Genomic DNA, 20,427 nt, shown 5'->3' with positions numbered 1-20,427 from the left:
CTCTCCTTACATCACTTGCGGCGGCGCCAGACGGCGAAGCTGTAGGGCGGCAGGGGCATGGCCCTGCCGGCGAGCGCGGGGCGGGAGCCCGCATCGCCGTCGGCGCCGATCGAGGCGTAGATGCACGCCCATTCGTCGGGCGCGATCCTCGTGACCTCATCGTACGGCCCGAGGGTCTCCAGATCGACGGTCGGCTGGGTCAGGGCGCTGCCGGTCGGGTTGATGGCGATGCAGTCGTCGCCGACGCGGAAGACGACGGCCGCGTCGTCACGTTCGACGACCATGCGCGCGCCGCCGAAGTACGCGGGGTTGCCGTGTCGCAGGGCGATGAGCGTGCGATAGTGGTCGACCAGTCCGGATAGTCGCCGCGCGCGACGCCAGTCGAGCCGATTAAGCTCGACCGGGCTCTTGTACGAGTCGGAGACGCCGTGCTTGGTGCGTGCGAACTCCTCGCCGCCGAGCAGGAACGGCACGCCGGCCGAGGAGAAGACGATGCCGGCGGCCAGGCGGTTGGCGCGCATCAGGTCGTCGCATGCGCCGGCCTCACCGACGGCAGAGCCACCGGCCGCGTAGTCGCGCTCCCCCGGCATGCGGCGCATCGCCGCGCACAGCTTGTCCCACAGGGTCAGGTCGTCGTGCGCGGAGACGTACTGGATCACCTGCCCCACGCTCGCGCTCTCGCGCGACGTGCCGCGCCACGCGTCGACCGCGCGGCGGATGTCGTCGGCGAAATCGTCGGCGGCGCCGGTCAGGTATCCGGGTTCCTTCTGGTAGAAGATGTGGCCGCGGACCGCGTCGCGCGTCGAATCGCAGAACGCGCCGATGCGCGGGTCGAGGTACGGCAGGCCGCGCTTGTCGGCGAGGATGACCGGGTGATCTGGGTTCGGGTCGAGCGCGGTCTCGCGGGCGGACCACGGCTCGCCGTGCATGAGGATCGACGCGCCGTCGGGCAGGGCGTCGAGCGCGGTGCGGACCGCGTTCATCGTGTCCACGTCGATCAGGCCCATCAGGTCGAAGCGGAAGCCGTCGACGTGGTATTCGCGCGCCCAGTGGACGACCGAGTCGACGATGTACCTGCGCATCATCGGGTGCTCGCTGGCCACGTCGTTCGAGCAGCCGGAGCCGTCGGCGAAGGTGCCGTCGGCCAGGCGGCGCAGCGCGTAGCCGGGGATCATGCGCTCGAACCAGTTGTCCGGCGAGTACAGGTGGTTGTAGACCACGTCCATGATCACCTTGATGCCGGCCGCGTGCAGTGCCTGGATCATGCGCTTGCATTCCCTGATGCGCACGTCGCCGTGGAACGGGTCGGTCGAGTACGAGCCTTCGGGAACGTTGTAGTTGAGCGGATCGTAGCCCCAGTTGAAGCCGCGGTTCGGGTCGTCGCGGGGAATCGACTCGTCGATCGAACCGTAGTCGTAGAACGGCATGAGCTGCACTGCGGTGACGCCGAGGTGCTTCAGGTACGCGACGCACGTCGGGAAGTCGCCCTCGCCGTCGACGCTCGTGTCCTCGTGCGTGAACGCGAGGTACGTGCCGCGATGCTCGGCGGGGATGCCGCTCGCCGGGTCGGCGCTGAAGTCGCCGATGTGCGTCTCCCAGATGACGAGATCCTTGGCGGCGACGTGCGGGCGACGATCGTCGGCCCAGCCGTCCGGGTCGGTTCGTGCGAGGTCGACGACCATGCTGCGCCGCCCGTTCACGCCGGCGGCGCGCGCCCACGGATCGGCGGTGCGATGCGTCTCGCCGTTCGGGAAGTGCACGAGGTAGTCGTAGTAGACGCCGTGGCCGACGCCGTCGCAGCGCACGAGCCACGTGCCGTCCGCGCCGGTGGTCAGTTCGTGGGTCTCGAACGGTTCGGCGGACTCGACCGACTCCCCGTCCGATCCGGCGGTGAACAGTCGCAGGGTGACGCCGGAGGCGCTCGGCGCCCACACGCGGAAGGTGGTGCCGTGCGCGCCGGGAATCGCACCGAGGTCGTCACCCGTGTACACGGGGTAATCAGGGCAGGGCATCGCCGGCTCGGCGGGCGTCGCATCGACCACGGCCAGCGGCAGTGACACGGGTGTCATCCCTTCACCGCTCCAGTCATCGACTCCTGGTAGAAGCGCTGCATGATGATGAAGAGGATGGCGATCGGGACGGAGATGACCACTGCGGCCGCGGCGAAGCGGGCGAACCAGTCGTTGAGGTACTCGCGGGAGAGCATCTGGTACAGGCCGAGAGCCACCGTGTAGTTGTCCTGCGTGCGGGCGATCGCCTTGGCCATGACGAAGTCGAGCCACGGGCCGAGGAACGAGGTCAGCGCCTGGTAGACGAGCATCGGCTTGCACACGGGGATGATGATCTTGGTGAACACCTGCCAGCGGGTGCATCCGTCGAGGTACGCGGCCTCGTCGAGGGACATCGGGATCGTGTCCATGTAGCCCTTCATCACGTAGAAGCCCGCGCCGGCGCCGGCCGAGTAGACGAGGATCAGCGCGATCGTCACGCCCACGCCCTGCGTCAGTCCCAGGGACTTCAGGATGAAGTAGATCACGACGACGGACATGATGCCCGGGAACATGCCCAGCACCAGCACGATGTTCATGAACGACTTGCGGAAGCGGAAGCGCATGCGGCTCATGCAGAACGCGACGCACAGCACGAAGAACACGCTGATCGCGCAGGTGAACACGGAGATCACGAACGTGTGCATGAACATGCGCGGGAAGTTGAGCACGTGGTTGTCGGTGAACAGCTTGACGTAGTTGTCGAGCGTGTACTCGGTCGGGAAGAACGTCTCGTTGTACGGCCCCGGGTTCTTGTTGAAGCTCTCGAGGAACACCCACACGATCGGGATGACCCAGATCACGGCGAGCACGGCGAGCAGCAGATGGCTCAGCACGTCGCCGACGATGCGGCGCTTACGCTGGTCGTGCCAGAACGGGTTGCCGGCCGGCTTGGCGGTCGCGGTCGTCACGGAAGTCATATCGAAACGGTTGCCGCTCATGTTGCTGCTCATCGGAATCCTCCCTCATCCTTGTAGGAAGCGCTGGAACGGTAGGTGATCAGCGAGACCACCGCAAGCGTGATGAATGTGAAGATGCCGATGACGGCACCGAGGTTGTAGTCGCCGCGATCGACGGTGAGCTTGTACAGCCACGTGATCAGCAGGTCGGTTTTGCCGGCCGTGTCGCCCACGGGCGTGGGGTTGCCGCCGGAGAGCAGGTAGATCACGTTGAAGTTGTTCACGTTGCCGGTGAACGTGGTGATCAGGTACGGGGTGAGCACGAACACGAGGTACGGCATGGTGATCTGCGTGAACGCCTGCCACCAGTTCGCGCCGTCGAGCCTCGCGGCCTCGTACTGCTCGGCCGGGATGTTCTGCAGGATGCCGGTGATCTGCATGATCGTGAACGGGATGCCGATCCACAGGTTCACGACGATGACGGTCACGCGCGCCCATGTGGTGTCGGTGAAGAACGGCAGCGCCTGATCGATCCATCCCCATTCGATGAGCAGACGGTTGATCGCACCCTCGGGCTGGAGCATCTGGTTGATGACCAGCAGGGAGACGAACTGCGGCACGGCGATCGACAGGGAGAACACCGCGCGCCAGAATCCCTTGAACCGGGTGGTCTTGCGGTTGATGACCATCGCGAGGAACAGGCCGAGGAAGAAGTTGAGGAACGTCGCGAAGAACGCCCACACCAGCGTCCAGATGAGCACGGAGGTGAACTGCGTGGCGTTGACCTCGCCGGTCGCGCTGAACAGCTGGCCGAAGTTCTTGAAGCCGACCCAGTCGAACAGCAGGACGTGGTCGGAGTCGTAGTTCGTGAACGCGATGCACATCATGATGAGCGTCGGCAGCACGGTGAACACGAGGATGCCCGCCACCGGCAGCGCCATGAACGCCACCTGACCGTTACGGTCGGTGATGTTGCGCAGATCGTCGCCGAACGTCGGGGCCGAACCGGTCTCGGCGGCCAGCAGCTGCGCCTTGTACGCGCTGCGCACGGCGTACGACCAGAACACGACGAACAGCACGGTGATGAACACGGCGGCGATGCCGTAGACCATGAGCAGCACCGAGTTGTCGCCCGGATCGTAGTACCAATAGCCGTCGATCTTCTGCTTGGTCTGCGTGCGCGAGCCGAGCGTGACGAGGTTCGCGAGCGCCGGCACGCCGGAGACGGCCATGTACGCGATGTACGCGATCTCGACGGCGAGGAACAGGACGCCCTTGGCGATCTGCCTGCGGGCGATGTTGCCGGCGCCGAGCACGAGGAACGAGAGTCGGGTCAGGGCGTCGCCCTGCCCGGCCGCGCCGCGGATGGTGTAGCGGGACGGCGGGATGTAGTCCGCCGGCCTGCGGCGGGCGCGCTTGCCGCTCTTGGTTGGGGAAACGGTTGCTTCCATGATTGTTGTCCTTGTCTTGTCCTTGTCTACCTTGACTTGGGGTTGCTGCGGGCTGTGCCGTCCGCGGCGTCAGAGCGTGTTCTCGTAGGACTTCATCCACTGTTCGGTCAGCTTGGCCGCGTTGTCGTGGGTGACTTCCTTGTTGTAGATGGAGTTGCCGAAGTTCTCGCACGGACCCCAGAAGTTGCTCATCGGGTCGATGGACGGCTGCACGACGGACGTGTCGGCGATGGTGTCCATCTGGGCCTGGGCGACGGCGTCCTTCTTGATGTCCGACTCGGAGGCGAGTTCGACGTCGGAGGGGATGACCGATCGCATCTCGTAGTGGCGTTTCTGCGAGTAGGTGCTCGACAGGAACGCGGAGAACTGGTCGGCGGCCTTGGGGTGCTTGGTGTACGGGTTCCACGCGTAGACGGTGGAGCCGGCGAACGCGCGCATCTGCACCTGCTTGCCGTTGAGGTTGAAGCTCGGCAGCTTGGCGACTCCCCAGTCGTCGCCGAGGTTCTCGCGCACGGTGGCGGCGTCCCAGTTGCCGGTGAAGACCACGTCGACCTTGCCGGACTTGAGGCCGGCCAGACCGGAGCCGTTCTTGTCGTTGACGAAGTTCTTGTTGTTGCGCAGGTCGACTAGGTAATTAGTGACCGCCGCGCCGATCTCGCCGCCGAACTGGACGCCGGACTTGGCGTCGGTGCCGTCCTCGCCGAACAGGGTGCCGCCGGCGCCGATGTAGAAGGCAGGCAGGTACCACGAGTTGGTCAGCGGGAAGGAGACCTTGCCCTTGGCGAGCATCGCGTCGAGCGAGGTCAGGTCCTGCTCGGTGAACTTGCTCTTGCGGTAGTACATGAACCAGGTATTGCCGGCCAGCGGCACGCCGTACGCGTTGCCGTCGGGCGCGGTGACGGTGTTGAGCATCGTCTCGTTGCCGGCGGTCTGCGCCTTGAGCTGCTTCATGGTCGGATCGCTGACCTGGCCGACCGCGCCGGCGTCGATCAGAGTGCCGAGCTGGTCGGAGGCGAATGTGTACACGTCCGCTGCGACGGTCGGATCCTGCTTGGCGATCGTGGCCGCGTCGGCCGAGGCGACGACCTGGTTCTTCCACGTGATGTCGTATTCGGGGTGACGCTTCTCGAACTCGCTCTCCATGGTCTGCAGCCACGAGTCGGAGTCGACCTGATCCTCCTGCGAGGCCCAGACGACGAGCGTCATGTGTTCGACCTCGCCGCCGTTCGCGCCGGCGCCGGCCGTGCCGCATGCGGCCAGCATGCCGAACGACAGCACGCACGCCGTGACGGCCGCAAGGGCTTTCTTCCATCGTGCAATCATCGTTGATTCCTTTCCTTCGGAGCCGCCCACCATGCGACTCCCCACGTCGACTCCGACCTTGGCCGATGAGGCGAGATCACCGCAGCCTCATTGCCGACCATGCCGGACCGTGTTTTCGTGTTGGGACCAGTGTACGAGATTTTGCATACGTATGCAAACTTCTTGCGCTTCTTTCGCGCGTGTCGGTGTGTTTATGTTGATTTTTCAACGTTTTACGGCGTTTCATGCCGTATTGACAAGGTTCGCATTACTTGCGTATCCTGACAGTCGTTTCAGGAAATCGCGAGACACTGGAGACACAACCGGCGTGTTCAATGAGGAGGGCACCATGAACGACATCGCAGACATCACCGACCAGCACGAGCATCACCCCGACCACCCCGCATGGCTTGCGGACGCATGCTTCTACGAGATCTACCCGCAGTCGTTCAACGACTCGAACGGCGACGGCATCGGCGACATCCCCGGTATCACCGCGAAACTCGACTACATCAGGGACCTCAGCTGCAACGCGCTGTGGATCAACCCCTGCTACGACTCCCCGTTCAAGGACGCCGGCTACGACGTGCGCGACTACCGGAAGGTCGCGGAGCGCTACGGCACGAATGACGATCTCATCGCCCTGTTCGACGCCGCGCACGAACGCGGCATGCACGTCCTGCTCGACCTCGTGCCCGGCCACACCAGCGAGGAGCACGCCTGGTTCCGTGCGAGCGCGCGGCCCGATCCGGCCGACCGCGTTGCGGGCGGATCCGGCGAAACGGCCGGCGAGAACGTCTCCGAACGCTACATCTGGACCGACTGCTGGATCTCCGGCGGCGACGGCCTGCCGTTCATCGGCGGCGAGACCGAACGCGACGGCACCTACATCCTCAACTTCTTCAAATGCCAGCCGGCGCTGAACTATGGCTTCGCGCATCCGAAACAAGGCTGGCAGAAGCCCGCGCTCGGCCCCGACGCGCTCGCCACGTGCGACGCGATGGTCGACGTGATGCGCTTCTGGCTCTCCCGCGGGGCCGACGGCTTCCGCGTCGACATGGCCGACAGTCTCGTCAAGCACGACGACTGGGGCAAGCCCGCGACGATCCGCACCTGGCAGTACATGTTCTCGAAGATCCGCCCCGAATTCCCCGAGGCCGCGTTCGTCTCCGAATGGGGGCGCCCGAACGAGTCGATGCAGGCCGGCTTCGACATGGACTTCTACCTCGACTGGCGTTGGGACGGCAATCCGAACGGCTACAACATGCTGCTGCGCAACACCGATACGCCACTCGTGCGCGAGGGTGATCACAGCTATTTCAACGCCGATTCAGGCGAATCGATCCGCGGCTTCCTCGAGCAGTACGAGCCGCAGCTGCGCGACTGCGAGCGCGCGGGCGGCCGCTTCGACCTCATCACGTCGAATCACGACACGCTGCGCGTCGGCCAGCGCCTGAGCGAGCGCGAGCTCAAGATCGCGTACGGTATGCTGCTGACGATGCCCGGATGCCCGTTCGTCTACTTCGGCGACGAGATCGCGATGCGCTACCGTCCGCTGCCCACCAAGGAGGGCGGCTACGTGCGCACCGGCAGCCGCACGCCGATGCAGTGGGATGCGGGCCTGCCGAATCTCGGGTTCTCCGAGGCGGGCGACCCGGCCGATCTGTATCTGCCGGTCGAGAGCGGCCCGTCGGCGCCGGGCGCCGCACCCGTGACGGTCGCGGATCGCATGGCCGATACGGATTCGCTGTGGCGATGGATGCAGGCCGTGCTGCGGTTCCGCCACGCTACACCGGCCCTGGCCTCCGACGCCGGCTTTGAGGTGCTGTCCGGCGACGGGAGGCTCTTCGCCTATCGCCGCACGGCGAAAGACACCGTCGACTCAGTCATCGTGGCGATGAACCCCGGTCGGGACACGTTGCACCTGCACCTCGGCGACGCCGACCACGCCCACGCCATCATCCTTGCCGTCGGCGAGCCGTCGATCGACACGGACGGGCTGGTTCTGCCGCCCCAATCCCTCGCGATCCTGCGCTAACTGCGTTATGAGGGGTACTTCGGGACTCCTGCGGACATCTATCTCGCTTACAAGGGGTATCTACCCGAAGTACAAAGCCCCGAGAATGGCCAGCCCTCGTGGCCGTCAAGCCATTTTTTGGGCTCTTATACCCACACCAGGTACCCCTCGTAAGCGAGATAGAGGTCTGCAAAGCAGGAAATGTACCCCTCATAACGCAGATACGTATGAACAAGCAGCCCTGAACACTCGACTTAGCCACACCCACCGTATTGCAAACGATGTCAATACGCGGTATGGTCGTATGCAACAGCAGCAATCCGCACCCGGATGCCGTCGCGTCGCGCAGTAGCGGCACGACGGCCGGCACGCGACGCAGCGTGCACACAGCCGCACCCAAAGGAGCACACCCATGAGCGAACAGACGCCAACCGACGTGCCGACCCAGTCGCCGGTCGACACCAAGACCACGACAGACACCGCGGACCACAAGGGAACTGCAGGCACACAGCGCACCGAAAGCGCCGAACGTCTGGCTCGCCCGCTGATCCGCCTCGCCAAGGTGAGCGGGGTGGCCACCTCGTACATCGACCAGCTCGGCACCTACGTCGAGATCGACGATGACGTGCTCGTCAACGTGCTCGGCGCGCTCGGCGTCGACGCCACGTCGGACGAGGCGATCGCGCGGTCGCAGGCGGCAATCGAGGAGGAAAACAGCAAACGTTTGCTCCCGTCGTCGACCATCGTCATCACGGTCGACGGGCCGGACGGCGACTCGGACGGCGACCCAGACGCCCCCACGCCCAGCCCCGCCACCATTCGGCTGCATCGCCCGGAAACCGCCGCACCCGTCACCGACACCGCCGCACCCGCGCCGGACCCCGACGCCCCCGGCACCGCTGACATCCCCGACGAGGAGCCGACCGTCACCATCACCCTCGAGGACGGCACCGAACTGCGCAGCGACCCCGCCGACATCCTGCCCGACTTCAACAGCGGCGACCGCATCCTGACGCTGCCGGCCGACCTGCCGATCGGCTACCACACCCTGCACGTCGAGATGGCCGAGCAGACCGCCGACGCCACGCTCATCGTCGCCCCGAGGCGCATCGCCCTGCCCGAGGCGGTCAGGACCCGCCAGCGCTGGGGCTGGATGACGCAGATGTACTCGGTCCGCTCGCGCGACTCGTGGGGCGTGGGCGACTACGGCGACCTCAAGCGCCTCGCCGCCGACGCCGCCGCGAAGTCCGGCGCCAACTTCATGCTCATCAACCCGGTGCACGCGGGCGCGCCGATCCCGCCGCTCGAGCCGTCGCCGTACCTGCCGGAATCGCGCCGGTTCCTCAACGTCACGTACATCCGCCCGCAGGATGTGCCGGAGTACGCCGATCTCAGCCCCGCCGACCGCGAGCGCGTCGACGCCCTGCACGCGCGGGTCGCCGGCCGCAACGACGACCCGAATCCGATGGATCTCAACGTCTCGTGGGCCGCGAAGCGCGAGGCGCTGCGTCTGATCTTCGACGCGCCGCGCACGCCGGAGCGCGATCGCGCGTTCGAGGAGTTCAAGCGTCACGCCGGCCCGGATCTCGACGCGTTCGCGACGTGGTGCGTCGCCTTCGAGGTGTGGGGCGCGCCGTGGGAGCCGGATTCGTGGTTCGACCGCACGAACCGCGAATCGCCCGAGGTCAGGGCCCTTGTCGAGGAGCATCGCGACCTGTTCGAGTTCAACCGCTGGTTGCAGTGGATCGCCGACGAGCAGCTCACCGCCGCGCAGTCGGCCGCGAAGGACGCGGGCATGGCGCTGGGGCTGATGCTCGACATGGCGGTCGGCGTGCACGCGCTCGGCGCGGACGTGTGGTGGAGCCCGGAGCGGTTCGCGGTCGGTTCGGTGACGGTCGGCTGCCCGCCGGACTTCTACAACCAGCAGGGTCAGGACTGGGGTCAGCCGCCGTTCAACCCGCGCTATCTCGAGCGCACCGGATACCGCGTGTACCGCGAGATGGTCCATTCGATCTTCGCGCACGCCGGCGCGGTGCGCATCGACCATGTGCTCGGCCTGTTCCGTCTGTGGTGGATTCCCCGCGGCAGGGGCGCGAAGGGCGGCGCGTACGTCATGTACGATCACGACGCGATGCTGGCCGTGCTCGCGATCGAGGCGACGCGCGCGAACGGCATGGTCATCGGCGAGGATCTGGGCACGGTGCCTGATTACGTGCGCCGAATCCTGGCCGATCGCGGCGTGCTCGGCACCGATGTGGAGTGGTTCGCGCGCGTCGACGATTCGCCGAACGCGGGCGACCCGTACAAGCCTCCGACCGATTACCGTCGTCAGGCGCTGGCGTCGGTCACGACGCACGATCTGCCGCCGACCGCGGGCTATCTGGAGTTCGAGCATGTCGCGCTGCGCGAACGTCTGCATCTGTTGTCCGAACCGGTCGAGGTGTTCGCCGCCTCGGCACGCGCGGAACGCCAGGCGATGCTGGATCGTCTGGTCGAGGACGGCCGGCTCAGCGCCGAGGCCGCCGCGGACGTGCCGGGCCATGAGCAGGAGATCGTCGAGGCGATGCACGCGATGCTGACCGCCACGCCCTCCCTGCTGCGTCAGGCGGCGTTGGTCGACGGCACCGGCCAGCACGCGACAGTCAACCAGCCGGGCACATCGGACCAGTACCCGAACTGGCGCATCCCGCTGCAGAACGCCTCGGGGCGGGTGGTGCACACGGACGAGGTGTTCGCCGACCCGCGCGTGCTCTCGCTGGCCCGGGTGATGAACAACTAGCCCATCTCGTCTCCCCCTGTTAGGACGTTGCCGTGAAAACAAACAGCAATGCTGTTTGTAGGCAACGTGCGAGCCGACATGCGAGCCAGTCAGCTGCGCGCGCAGCGCGTCCGCAGTTGCGGGACGAGCTGGCCCGCGAAGCGGGTCTGAGGGGTAGTCATTCATCTAGAGAGATACGCCTTCATCGCCCACTCGAACACCGGCACGTGCAGCATCGTCGCCGTGCCGTACCCCATCACGACGAGCAGGAACAGCCCCTGCGGCAGGTAGAACCAGCAGGCGACGAGCAGGGCGATCCACACCGCGTCGATCGCGACCATCGCCAGCGTGTAGCCGAATCGGGTCACACCGAACACGTACGCGTTGGCGAAGGTCCGGCCGACCGGGTTCTCGAATCGCGACTGCAGCGCGAACGCCCATTCGAAGCCGATGACCCACAGCACGGTCAGGCCGAACTTCGGCACGAGCAGCGGCGTGATCCGCAACACGATCCACGAGTAGGCGACTCCCGCGCCGACGACAAGGAACGGCAGCCACAGGGCGGTCGCCTTGACAAGGTTCGCACGGAACGCGCGGAAATAGTTGCGGGTGACGCCGCCGCCCTCGCCTGCCAACGATCGCCGCGCCGTGTCGAATCCCGCGGACAGCGCGGCGCCGACCGTGACCAGCGGCAGGCTGGTGACCAGCATCAGGATGTTGATCCAGATCGCGTCAACGAGGTCGCCAAGGCCTCGCATGAGTCCGGAATCGGGTGACAGGAATCGCATCGTCGAACCTCCGTCGATCACTCGCGCGCCCGCTTCGCCGCGGACATCACATCATATTGCATACGTTTTCAATGATATCGTTGTCATCACGAAAAGGGAAAGGAACAGCATGACCGCGAACAACGAACACGACGACTGGTGGAAGCAGGCCGTCGTCTATCAGGTGTACCCGCGCAGCTTCAAGGACGTGAACGGCGACGGCCTTGGCGACATCGCCGGCGTCACCGAGAAGATGGACTATCTCAGGGACCTCGGCGTGGACGCGATCTGGCTGTCGCCGTTCTACCCGTCGGATCTCGCCGACGGCGGCTACGACGTGATCGACTACCGCAACGTCGACCCGAGGCTCGGCTCGATGGATGATTTCGATCGGATGGTCGCCGCCGCGCACGGGGCCGGGATCAAGGTGATCGTCGACATCGTGCCGAACCACACGGCCGACAAGCACATCATGTTCCAGGAGGCGCTGGCCGCCGGCCGCGGATCTGCCGCGCGCGACCGCTATATCTTCCGCGAGGGCCGCGGCGAGCACGGCGAGCTGCCGCCGAACGACTGGCAGTCGCTGTTCGGCGGGCCGGCCTGGCAGCAGGTCGACGACGGCCAGTGGTACCTGCACATCTTCGCCAAGGAGCAGCCGGACCTCAACTGGAGAAACCCGGACGTGCACGAGGAGTTCAAGAAGACCCTGCGATTCTGGTCCGACCACGGCGCGGACGGATTCCGCATCGACGTGGCGCACGGCCTCGCCAAGGACCTCGAGAGCACGCCGCTCGAGGACATGCCCGCCGACACCGTGCAGCAGGTGCTGTGCCACGACTTCACCAGCCCGCTGTGGGATCGTCGCGAGGTGCACGAGATCTACCGCGAGTGGCGCCAGGTGTTCGACGAGTACAACCCGCCGCGCTTCGCGGTCGGCGAGGCGTGGGTGGTGCCGGAGCATCAGCACCTGTACGCCGACACCGCCGAGCTCGGTCAGGTGTTCAACTTCGAGTTTGCCGAGGCGAATTGGGATGTCGACGAGTTCCGTTCCGCGATCCGTCACGGTCTCGAGGCGGCCGCCGAGACCGACGGCTCGACCACGACGTGGGTGATGAACAACCATGACGTGCCGCGCAGCCCGTCGCGTTACGGTCTGCCGCAGGTGAAGGGCCCCGTTTATCATCAGCTTGCGCACGACTGGCTGCTGCGCGACGGCACCTCGTACACCGAGGACCGCGCGCTCGGCACGCGTCGCGCCCGCGCCGCCGCACTGATGGAGCTGGCACTGCCCGGCGCCGTGTACATCTATCAGGGCGAGGAGCTGGGCCTGTTCGAGGTCGCGAACATCCCGTGGGATCGCCTCGAGGATCCGACGCCGTTCAACACGCGTCGCAACTTCACCGACAAGGGCCGCGACGGCTGCCGCGTGCCGTTGCCGTGGGTTGCGGATGATCGTGCGGACGATCACACGGGCGATGGGTCCGCGGATGAGGGCGACTACCCCGCGATCGCCTCGGCCTCGTGGTCGCCGGACTTCGCGGCCGGCACGTCGTTCGGCTTCTCCCCCGCGACCTGCGCCAATGGCTCGCCCGCGGCCGAGCCGCATCTGCCGCAGCCGCTGTGGTTCAAGGACTTCGCGGCCGACGTCGAGGCCAACGACAAGGGGTCGATGCTCAACCTCTACCGTCGCGCGCTGGCGTTGCGCGCAAAGCTCCTCACCGCAACCGGCGACACTTCGACGTTCGACTGGCTGGACGGCGACGAGGGCCATGACGACGTCATCGCATATGCGCGCCCGGCGACCGAGGGCCGCACACTCACCTCGGTGACCAACTTCGGCTCCGAGCCGGTCGCCCTGCCCGACGGCGCGGTGATCCTCACCTCCGCCCCGCTCACCGACGACGACCGTCTCCCGCAGGACGCCACCGCCTGGCTCGTCCGCTGACAGGCGCCGCACTAAGCAGAGATCCCATATGTGTCCTGCGTCAGATGTCCGTTTACGTTATCTCTCATCAAGACACTGTCTCACAAAGCAAGTCTGAGAGGCAAACAGATCATCAACGGATATATGACGCAGGACGACACTACGAGGAAGAACTACTCAAGACGATATTTAAAACCACCATCATGCTTGTATATGTCCATAGTGGAATCAGCATAGCGGAAACCAATACAATCATCCACGGAGAATCGGACTGAATTATCTGAAGAATTCCTAATAGTCAAACGCATTTTGTCCTCATATAGAGAATCAAGCTGAATGACGTTTTCGCCATAGAAATAATTAAATTCCGATTTATGAATACAAGTCTTTTCATTTTCTAAACTACATATACTATCCCGTTCTTCTATCCATATTACTCCATTATTCTTATAGACAGATCCAGACTCCAGTCCATCTTTAATAAGAACTGGATCAAAGCCACTAGATAGAGTCAGTCTCAATAGATTGTACTTATTCGATGAGTCATCGTATACAGTGAAATAAAGATCATTATTTATAAGAACACCGGAGTCTATCTTCATTCCCTTGGTCTCTGAAAGACATTCCATATCACCAGCACTCTCATCAAAAGAATATATAGCACGATCTTCATATTTTTCGTCGCCATTCTCCCCATATACGCTTTGTACGAAATATAAAGTACCTTCCGAAAAAGCTAAAGGAAAAACGGCAATATTCTCATCACCTTTCCACAAAGTGCGAATCTTGTTATCTGCTACTTTCAGTATTGTAAAATGATTAGAAATACTATCTCCAGAAGTATAAATATTGGACCGAATATCATTAAATTCATATTGCATGAAGTTCGGCTTGTCATTTCTATTGACTATTTGTTCTTTATCGACATCAAAAGTAGCCAACCGGTGCGACAATCTATCGTAGATATATACTTCACTTTTCCTAGTAATATTGGGCAACCAATATAAATTGTCAGATTGATTGCTTACTGACTTACCGTCCTTGTTGTCCGTATTTACACTAACTCCACACGAAACAGACAAAAGAACGGCAGCAACGACACAAGAAACAGCCACAAGCAACGACGCTTTTCTACGCACGTATATACACCTCCAATGGTTTGGCGGACATCATAGTCCGCCAAACCATATCAACAACTAGCGCTAATTTCGTATGACTTCTTATCACCACTCAATTGCACGCGCGCTGTATTAACAATTGAAATAGTATCACTCCTATAATCTCTTGCCGGAGCAACAACCATATTAGAACGATAACTTGCTTCTTTTGCGCCGTTATTGTTTTCCCAATATTTTGCAACAGTGCTCACGTACTGCCATCCACCGCCAGCTCCAGCACTTCCTCCAGATGATGATATTCCCAAATTAATAGAAGCAGAGTTTCTAAGAGAAGCAGAACCCTTCCACGTTGTTCTTATCTTAGACACTTTCCTATTACCGGAGTAAACAGCAGATACTTGGTAGTCCCATTTTAACGTATTCCCAGAGACTGTATATGATGACGACCGCCAAGCATTTGAAGTCAAAGTTCCCTTTCCACCAGGAATAGTCAACGGCTCAGAGTCCTTAGATAAGGGCATCACAGAACTGGGATCCGCTCCCGAGGGGTCGGCAACAGTAGCACTCTCAAGTTCTTGCGGAGAAAGCTCAATCTGACTAATATCGTCGCCAAACGCATATCTAGCAGGCAAGAGCAACATTACGACCGTTAATAGAATAGACAAAACATGCTTTGAATGATACATTTTTCCCTCCATATTGCTTATTTGTTTTAATCTCTTTCTATCACTTAATCATTCAATCTCCTTTGACAAAAAACTCTAGATGATGTACTCAAGGATAACTTATCCCATCATCTTTTTGCCGACACATTGCAGAAAACTGCATAGCACATTCTGCCTTTGCACTAATCTCGCATATACTTAGAGCATGAATCACGAAAACCCCGTTGAAGACTCAGGAAAAGAAACCGCTTCAGCATCGGCAGTTACAGACTCGCTGCTTCGCATCGGGATACTGGACAACGATGCACTCGCTTTGGACAGCATCACACGAATGCTGGAGTCACAAAGTCGTAGGTTGCACCGTAAGGTGACGATCTGGTCGACCACGTCCCCTGCCTACGCGATCCAGGAATGTCGTATGACCGGAAACTGGCAAGGTAAGACCGACATACTGCTTATCGACATGGCGTTGAACGGCGTGACCGGACCTCAGATCGCCTCGTTGATACTCAGTAGATCGCCACACACTGTGATCATCGGCATGACCTCGTACAATCTCGACACCTATCGACAGGCCGCGGCACACGCCGGCATCGTCACGCTACTTGACAAGGCGACCTTTGGCCAGGGGCTGCTTGACACAATCAAAAAGATAGCCGATGAACAACAGACCGCAGCGGAAACGGCACCAACATCGAATACCCGCAACCACGTCACGAAGCCACTGAGCGACATCGAGCGCACCATCGTCGCCCTCAGTCTGGGCGCGCTCAGCAGCAAGCAGATCGGCGCACGCATGGGTATCACTGCGGACACAGTCTCATCACACCGAAGAAACATCAAACGGAAGCTCGGCGTTGCCACCTGGCTGGAAGCAATGGATTACTGTCGATCCATGCATATCGTGTAAAGAGTTAGATAGATGATTAAGAAGATAGTAAAACAATTTGCACACCCATATCTTTCACTAATGGCATTAATTATAGGAACAACAGCAATCGTAGAATTCATAAATTATCTGATTCTACTGCAAGCAATAGAACCCTCGACAAGAGAACTGGGACTCACCGTAGTCCTATTTATCACAACAACGATAATAATAATATATTATATTAAATATCCCATTTCTGCTTCATATGCAATACTTTGGATTACGGCATTAGGAGAAACCATTCTCGATCCTGTACCATTATCTTTGCTTGTACTAGGAATATCCGCAATAGCTGTTTCCACTTACAACAAACCACTAATAGGTTATGCAATGTCACTATTATACTCATTCATAATGATACTTGACGGTATAATACGTCCGACAGGGATAATGGGAGCAGGAAGTGCATATACTTTTATTGCATTTATTGTAATAGGCGCAGGAATCGGCCACGGCTTTAGAATTAATGCACAACACATAAAAGAATATCAAAAAACCATAACCTTACAGCACAACATGCAAATCGCAAGAGAGTTACATGACCACACGACGAATGATTTAACAAACATAATAATGATCATCAATAAACAACTTGAAGACAATAATACCTCGATAACAGACAATACATCGGATAGAATCAGTAACCAGACAAAGGAATTACTAACAATTCGCGATCTCGCATCGAACGCATTACACCATACACGTCAATCGATAACAACTCTAGACAGCACATTTATTATATCAGACACAAAATCAACTCAGATAAATAGTTCTCAAAATATTAAGAATAAAGAAAAACATATTGAGGAAGAGATCAAGGAACAACAAACTCGCATCGAAAACATGGGTTACTATGGCGAAATCATCACCATAGGAAATATAAACACATTACCCGAACATATCGAACGGTTCCTTATCGATTTTATTCATGAACTATTTGGCAATATTACAAAACACTCAGATCCAAAATATGAATACACATTGCTCATCTCAACCACAGCCAGTCAAGTAACACTTGAATTAAGCGATAAATGTGTACATGAACCCAATGAAAAGATGCATATGAAAGGGATGAATTCAGGACTGAAAAGATACAGCGAAATCATTACCGCGATGAACGGAACACTAGAAGTTCAAACCAAAGGCATTTGGTCAATGCATGCCGCTATTCCGTTCTAGTCCATTTTAATTATTTATGCTCCAAGAGATACATTAAGCATAACCATGAACGCATGAATAATAATCAAATGAATTGGGTAGAAGAAGTAGAACACAAACTTTGAATATAATCCCCTCTCTTTGTTATATAGACATAATAGAGGAAATGAAAACACCATCATCCATTGATTACTAACCAAAGGACCCCAATGTCCAAAATATCCAAAAGTTCGAACAACACCAATCACAGGAAAATTTTGACCCACTAAAGTCATGAGTTCGAATCCTAGATTCTGAGTAAAGAAAGCAATAATTGAGAACGTCATCACGCATATTGAGACGACAACATCATTTTCACGGCAGTAAAATAAAGCAACCCCAAACAAAACCCAAAAATAACCTCCATCCACTAAGTTACCAAGGACAATAGAAAGAACATACTGAGCAGCATCTCCCCAAACAGGCAAAATCGATATAACTAACAGAGATGACAAAAACTGCCATACTATGTAGAATGATAAAAGAAAGACCCTATAAATAACTTTGCTAAGTGAGAGAATCGCTATTACTAAAGCAATTTGAAACAGCATGTTAAACACATTCGACGTGCTATTAATCAGCGCATCTACAGCGATCATTATAACACTTGCGCAATATAAGCTGAACGCATATTTCCAGATATTTCTTGTGTACTTACAACTCCACACGCAAAGATACACAAATACAGGAGCTGCAAGCCTACCAATCCAATGCATCGGAAGTGCAATGTGAGGCGAAGCAAACACCGCACAATGGTCAATTACCATAAACACGCAAGCAACAATTTTCAACTGTAAACTATTCATAATAGCATTTTGCAGGAGATCTTTCGTTTCTCCTGCACAATAATCCAAGTTATTTCACATAACCCGCAAATGTACTGTCATAGTCTGAAGAAAACTCAATATAGAATTGATCACTTGTTTTTGATGCACTGAATCCCAGCACTGCCCCACTCGTATATGCTGTAAACGAAGCAACTGTAGGATTATGCAAATCATCAGCCTTAATGTACTTTGTAATTCTTATCGTAACCGGCTGAGTCACTTTTGTCATTTTAAGCATGTATGACGTTTTGCCTTTAAACCTATAATTGCTGTATAATATCCCCGGCAACTACCCACTGAAAGAATACGTCTTACCCCCTGATATATCTTTTACCGCTCCAATCAATTGGAACGGCGGCCTTGTTCCCTTTTCACTGATTCCATTATTCGAATCACCACACAAACGACAAACTGTTGAATTATGCCCATTTTCTTTGTCTTTATTAAACTGACCATCATACGCAAGAGCGGCCTGAGGCATCAGTATTGCCATTGACATAATGGTAAATACAGAAACTATTAGTCGTATAAGTTTGTTCATTTTTCTTCCTTTCTTATTCTGACAATAACATATTATCTAGTACTCTCATATTTGTTTTATGCGATTGCAGAAAACTGCATTAATTATTTGTAATGCTTGAAAAAGCCAACCTCATACACATTATTATCCACAAACCCAGCGATAATACACTGAACAAGAACCTTGCGGACCAGCATCTTCTATAGACGGCAACGGACGAACAACATCTATTTCAGCCTTCTCATTAAAAACAACATCGATATACCCTAATTTAATTCTTGATTCCAATTGATTTTTACTCTTGATCTTCATTGATCGAGCAACTTTTACATTATCAATAACTATATACGCTGTACTATCAATATAATTATACAGACATGAACCCATAAGAGATACAATTGCCAGAATAAACAGAACCGCCAATCGTCTCTTATTAGAATTCATTGACACCCACTTTCGGATCTTTGGGATACCCTAACACTTGACCATGTCAGAATATCCCTGAGAACTATACGCGCTATTATACAATAGTTATTGTATAATAGTAACTTTCGAAATAGTATTCCCCTTATGATCCCCTCTGGTATGTGGAGGCACTACCGGCGTATCATAACTACCGCCTTTGTAAACGATGCGATACTTAGCGTACCATTTCCCAGAATTCGACGACGCGACATTTCTCCAGTTGCCCGCCCGTATGCCGGTTCCGTAGAAGCCTCGCTTTGATCCATTTTGGAAGGTAAGGCAGACATCAGAAGCGTGGCAAGGAACACGTGTCTCGTTTACTACACCAGGCTGATTCTCGGTCAGCTGCATCTCCTTCATTTCTTCGGCGTTCAGCGGCCTTATCGCAGTGATCTCCGCCTTCTCGTTGAAATCGACGCTCAGATAGCCCTCGCTGTAACGCTGCTGAAGCTGAGCCTCAGTAGTCACCCCCAGCGAGCGCGCCACCTTCACATTGCCGATGTGAATGTACTCATCTGCATCGGTGCTCGCATGGGCGTTCCCCGCAAGGACCATTCCAACCAGCAATGCCATCACGGCCATGATGGCGGATAGCACATGCACTCGTCGCATCCCGACCTTCATGATTCTCCTTTCTGTCGATAAAGCATCAGACGACCGGATCGACTATCACGTCCGGCCATCAACGCCGATGCTATACGCCACAGACATGGTCTCCGGACGGCGATGCAGAAAACTGCAACGGCCCTCTCTCATGCGCTCACGTGCCGTCCTCAACGCCACACCTCGTCATCACGATTCCGGATCCCACCCCATCCCGGCAGAAGCTCCCATCCTCCGCAACGTACATCGCAACCAGCGTTCCGCACGAGTTCATCCGCCGTTTTCCGGAGGCATACACAGGCGACACAACAGAGCGGTAGACCATAGTCAACAGTGCAATACGGGTGAAAGGAGCCCATCATGCAGGAGAACAACATCCACCATTCGAGCACCGATCGCGACGACGACCGCTTCTTCGATAACTACGCGTACATGGAGTACGGCATCGAGCGCTGACGCCGAACGAGCGTCCGTTTCCCGTCACACCGGTTTTGCCGCTGCCGGGGAACGTGCGGCACAAAGCGCGTGAGTGTCCGGATCTTGGCAGTAACTGAAGGACGCTAACGGCATACGTATGGGCCTCCTCCGAGTCCCTTCCCCACCAGTACACCGTCTGTTCTGATGGAAAACGGCCCCGGAGGAGGCCCATTGTGATTACCACGGTTCTTACATATCCCGGGGTTCCCGATGGGTTCCCGTCGGGAACCCGATGGAACCCCGATGGAGTCCTGATGGGGGCCCGATGGAGCGAGGAGTACGAAGACCGTGGCAATAAACTGACTGCACACGGGCAACGTACGCTTGACTGCGCTCAGCGTACGTTGCCCGGGATGATAATCGTGTTACCCCGTGTTTTCGTACGCCTGCCTGTGGTCAACATACGAAAACACGGGGTAACACGGATTTAGCCACAGGGAGCGTACGCTGACGCACGG

16 protein-coding genes are annotated in these 20,427 nt (G+C 58.0%); 5 read left to right on the top strand and 11 right to left on the bottom strand.

Annotated features, from left to right (window positions below; translation table 11 throughout):
• Window positions 1-11: 11 nt before the first annotated feature.
• From pulA to EMB92_RS09290, 4 genes are all read right to left on the bottom strand, one after another.
• A complete protein-coding gene (gene pulA, locus EMB92_RS09305) occupies window positions 12-2,060 on the bottom strand; it encodes a type I pullulanase (protein ID WP_223847674.1) in 2,049 nt (682 codons plus the stop codon).
• 5 nt (window positions 2,061-2,065) lie between these two features.
• Window positions 2,066-2,968, bottom strand: a complete 903-nt coding sequence (locus tag EMB92_RS09300) for a sugar ABC transporter permease (protein ID WP_043166126.1) — start codon at window positions 2,966-2,968, stop codon at window positions 2,066-2,068.
• A gap of 29 nt (window positions 2,969-2,997) precedes the next feature.
• Window positions 2,998-4,398: a carbohydrate ABC transporter permease gene (locus EMB92_RS09295; RefSeq protein WP_043166072.1), complete on the bottom strand. Its 1,401-nt coding sequence runs from the start codon at window positions 4,396-4,398 to the stop codon at window positions 2,998-3,000.
• Window positions 4,399-4,467: 69 nt separating this feature from the next.
• Window positions 4,468-5,721 carry an extracellular solute-binding protein gene (locus EMB92_RS09290; protein ID WP_150394661.1) on the bottom strand — a complete coding sequence of 418 codons (1,254 nt, stop codon included), beginning with the start codon at window positions 5,719-5,721 and terminating at the stop codon, window positions 4,468-4,470.
• Window positions 5,722-6,049: 328 nt separating this feature from the next.
• On the opposite strand from EMB92_RS09290, the gene EMB92_RS09285 reads away from it, so the two are divergent.
• Both EMB92_RS09285 and malQ read left to right on the top strand, forming a co-directional pair.
• Window positions 6,050-7,738 carry an alpha-amylase family glycosyl hydrolase gene (locus EMB92_RS09285; RefSeq protein ID WP_150394660.1) on the top strand — a complete coding sequence of 563 codons (1,689 nt, stop codon included), beginning with the start codon at window positions 6,050-6,052 and terminating at the stop codon, window positions 7,736-7,738.
• Between the two features lie 391 nt (window positions 7,739-8,129).
• Window positions 8,130-10,496, top strand: a complete 2,367-nt coding sequence (gene malQ / locus EMB92_RS09280; protein WP_150394659.1) for a 4-alpha-glucanotransferase — start codon at window positions 8,130-8,132, stop codon at window positions 10,494-10,496.
• 161 nt (window positions 10,497-10,657) lie between these two features.
• Here malQ and EMB92_RS09275 read toward each other — a convergent pair whose 3' ends face one another.
• Complete coding sequence (locus EMB92_RS09275; protein WP_150394658.1) at window positions 10,658-11,263, bottom strand: DUF624 domain-containing protein; 606 nt, start codon at window positions 11,261-11,263, stop codon at window positions 10,658-10,660.
• A gap of 109 nt (window positions 11,264-11,372) precedes the next feature.
• Here EMB92_RS09275 and EMB92_RS09270 point away from each other — a divergent pair, with 109 nt between their 5' ends.
• Complete coding sequence (locus EMB92_RS09270) at window positions 11,373-13,187, top strand: glycoside hydrolase family 13 protein (RefSeq protein ID WP_150394657.1); 1,815 nt, start codon at window positions 11,373-11,375, stop codon at window positions 13,185-13,187.
• A gap of 152 nt (window positions 13,188-13,339) precedes the next feature.
• Here EMB92_RS09270 and EMB92_RS09265 read toward each other — a convergent pair whose 3' ends face one another.
• On the bottom strand, window positions 13,340-14,305 hold the full coding sequence (locus EMB92_RS09265; RefSeq protein ID WP_150394656.1) for a hypothetical protein: 966 nt from the start codon (window positions 14,303-14,305) through the stop codon (window positions 13,340-13,342).
• Window positions 14,306-14,355: 50 nt separating this feature from the next.
• Entirely contained in the window at window positions 14,356-14,982 is a 627-nt protein-coding gene (locus EMB92_RS09260) for a hypothetical protein (RefSeq protein ID WP_223847673.1), read from the bottom strand.
• Window positions 14,983-15,154: 172 nt separating this feature from the next.
• Between EMB92_RS09260 and EMB92_RS09255 the strand changes: the two genes are divergently transcribed.
• Window positions 15,155-15,859, top strand: a complete 705-nt coding sequence (locus EMB92_RS09255) for a response regulator transcription factor (protein ID WP_150394655.1) — start codon at window positions 15,155-15,157, stop codon at window positions 15,857-15,859.
• A gap of 12 nt (window positions 15,860-15,871) precedes the next feature.
• The gene (locus tag EMB92_RS09250) at window positions 15,872-17,059 is read left to right on the top strand and encodes a sensor histidine kinase (RefSeq protein WP_150394654.1); all 1,188 of its coding nucleotides are present in this window, start codon (window positions 15,872-15,874) and stop codon (window positions 17,057-17,059) included.
• Between the two features lie 14 nt (window positions 17,060-17,073).
• On the opposite strand, the gene EMB92_RS09245 is transcribed toward EMB92_RS09250, so the two are convergent.
• The 4 genes from EMB92_RS09245 to EMB92_RS09230 form a co-directional block, all read right to left on the bottom strand.
• Window positions 17,074-17,883, bottom strand: coding sequence for a TraX family protein (locus tag EMB92_RS09245; RefSeq protein WP_150394653.1), 810 nt, complete (start codon window positions 17,881-17,883; stop codon window positions 17,074-17,076).
• A gap of 310 nt (window positions 17,884-18,193) precedes the next feature.
• A complete protein-coding gene (locus EMB92_RS09240) occupies window positions 18,194-18,397 on the bottom strand; it encodes a hypothetical protein (RefSeq protein ID WP_150394652.1) in 204 nt (67 codons plus the stop codon).
• A gap of 171 nt (window positions 18,398-18,568) precedes the next feature.
• Window positions 18,569-18,868 carry a hypothetical protein gene (locus EMB92_RS09235; RefSeq protein ID WP_150394651.1) on the bottom strand — a complete coding sequence of 100 codons (300 nt, stop codon included), beginning with the start codon at window positions 18,866-18,868 and terminating at the stop codon, window positions 18,569-18,571.
• An 87-nt stretch (window positions 18,869-18,955) separates the two neighbouring features.
• Complete coding sequence (locus EMB92_RS09230) at window positions 18,956-19,513, bottom strand: hypothetical protein (RefSeq protein ID WP_150394650.1); 558 nt, start codon at window positions 19,511-19,513, stop codon at window positions 18,956-18,958.
• Window positions 19,514-20,427: the final 914 nt, after the last annotated feature.

This window comes from Bifidobacterium callitrichos (genome assembly GCF_008698085.1).
GTDB lineage: Bacteria > Actinomycetota > Actinomycetes > Actinomycetales > Bifidobacteriaceae > Bifidobacterium > Bifidobacterium callitrichos.
This window is presented reverse-complemented; position numbering and strand designations above follow the sequence as displayed.

Excerpts from the sequence above, each read along its gene's own strand:
- EMB92_RS09245 (WP_150394653.1), bottom strand. The coding sequence starts at position 17,883 with ATGAATAGTTTACAGTTGAAAATTGTTGCTTGCGTGTTTATGGTAATT.
- EMB92_RS09250 (WP_150394654.1), top strand. The coding sequence starts at position 15,872 with ATGATTAAGAAGATAGTAAAACAATTTGCACACCCATATCTTTCACTA.
- EMB92_RS09270 (WP_150394657.1), top strand. The coding sequence starts at position 11,373 with ATGACCGCGAACAACGAACACGACGACTGGTGGAAGCAGGCCGTCGTC.
- EMB92_RS09260 (WP_223847673.1), bottom strand. The coding sequence starts at position 14,982 with ATGGAGGGAAAAATGTATCATTCAAAGCATGTTTTGTCTATTCTATTA.
- EMB92_RS09275 (WP_150394658.1), bottom strand. The coding sequence starts at position 11,263 with ATGCGATTCCTGTCACCCGATTCCGGACTCATGCGAGGCCTTGGCGAC.
- EMB92_RS09230 (WP_150394650.1), bottom strand. The coding sequence starts at position 19,513 with ATGAAGGTCGGGATGCGACGAGTGCATGTGCTATCCGCCATCATGGCC.
- EMB92_RS09235 (WP_150394651.1), bottom strand. The coding sequence starts at position 18,868 with ATGAATTCTAATAAGAGACGATTGGCGGTTCTGTTTATTCTGGCAATT.
- malQ (WP_150394659.1), top strand. The coding sequence starts at position 8,130 with ATGAGCGAACAGACGCCAACCGACGTGCCGACCCAGTCGCCGGTCGAC.
- EMB92_RS09285 (WP_150394660.1), top strand. The coding sequence starts at position 6,050 with ATGAACGACATCGCAGACATCACCGACCAGCACGAGCATCACCCCGAC.
- EMB92_RS09300 (WP_043166126.1), bottom strand. The coding sequence starts at position 2,968 with ATGACTTCCGTGACGACCGCGACCGCCAAGCCGGCCGGCAACCCGTTC.
- EMB92_RS09240 (WP_150394652.1), bottom strand. The coding sequence starts at position 18,397 with ATGGCAATACTGATGCCTCAGGCCGCTCTTGCGTATGATGGTCAGTTT.
- EMB92_RS09255 (WP_150394655.1), top strand. The coding sequence starts at position 15,155 with ATGAATCACGAAAACCCCGTTGAAGACTCAGGAAAAGAAACCGCTTCA.
- EMB92_RS09290 (WP_150394661.1), bottom strand. The coding sequence starts at position 5,721 with ATGATTGCACGATGGAAGAAAGCCCTTGCGGCCGTCACGGCGTGCGTG.
- EMB92_RS09295 (WP_043166072.1), bottom strand. The coding sequence starts at position 4,398 with ATGGAAGCAACCGTTTCCCCAACCAAGAGCGGCAAGCGCGCCCGCCGC.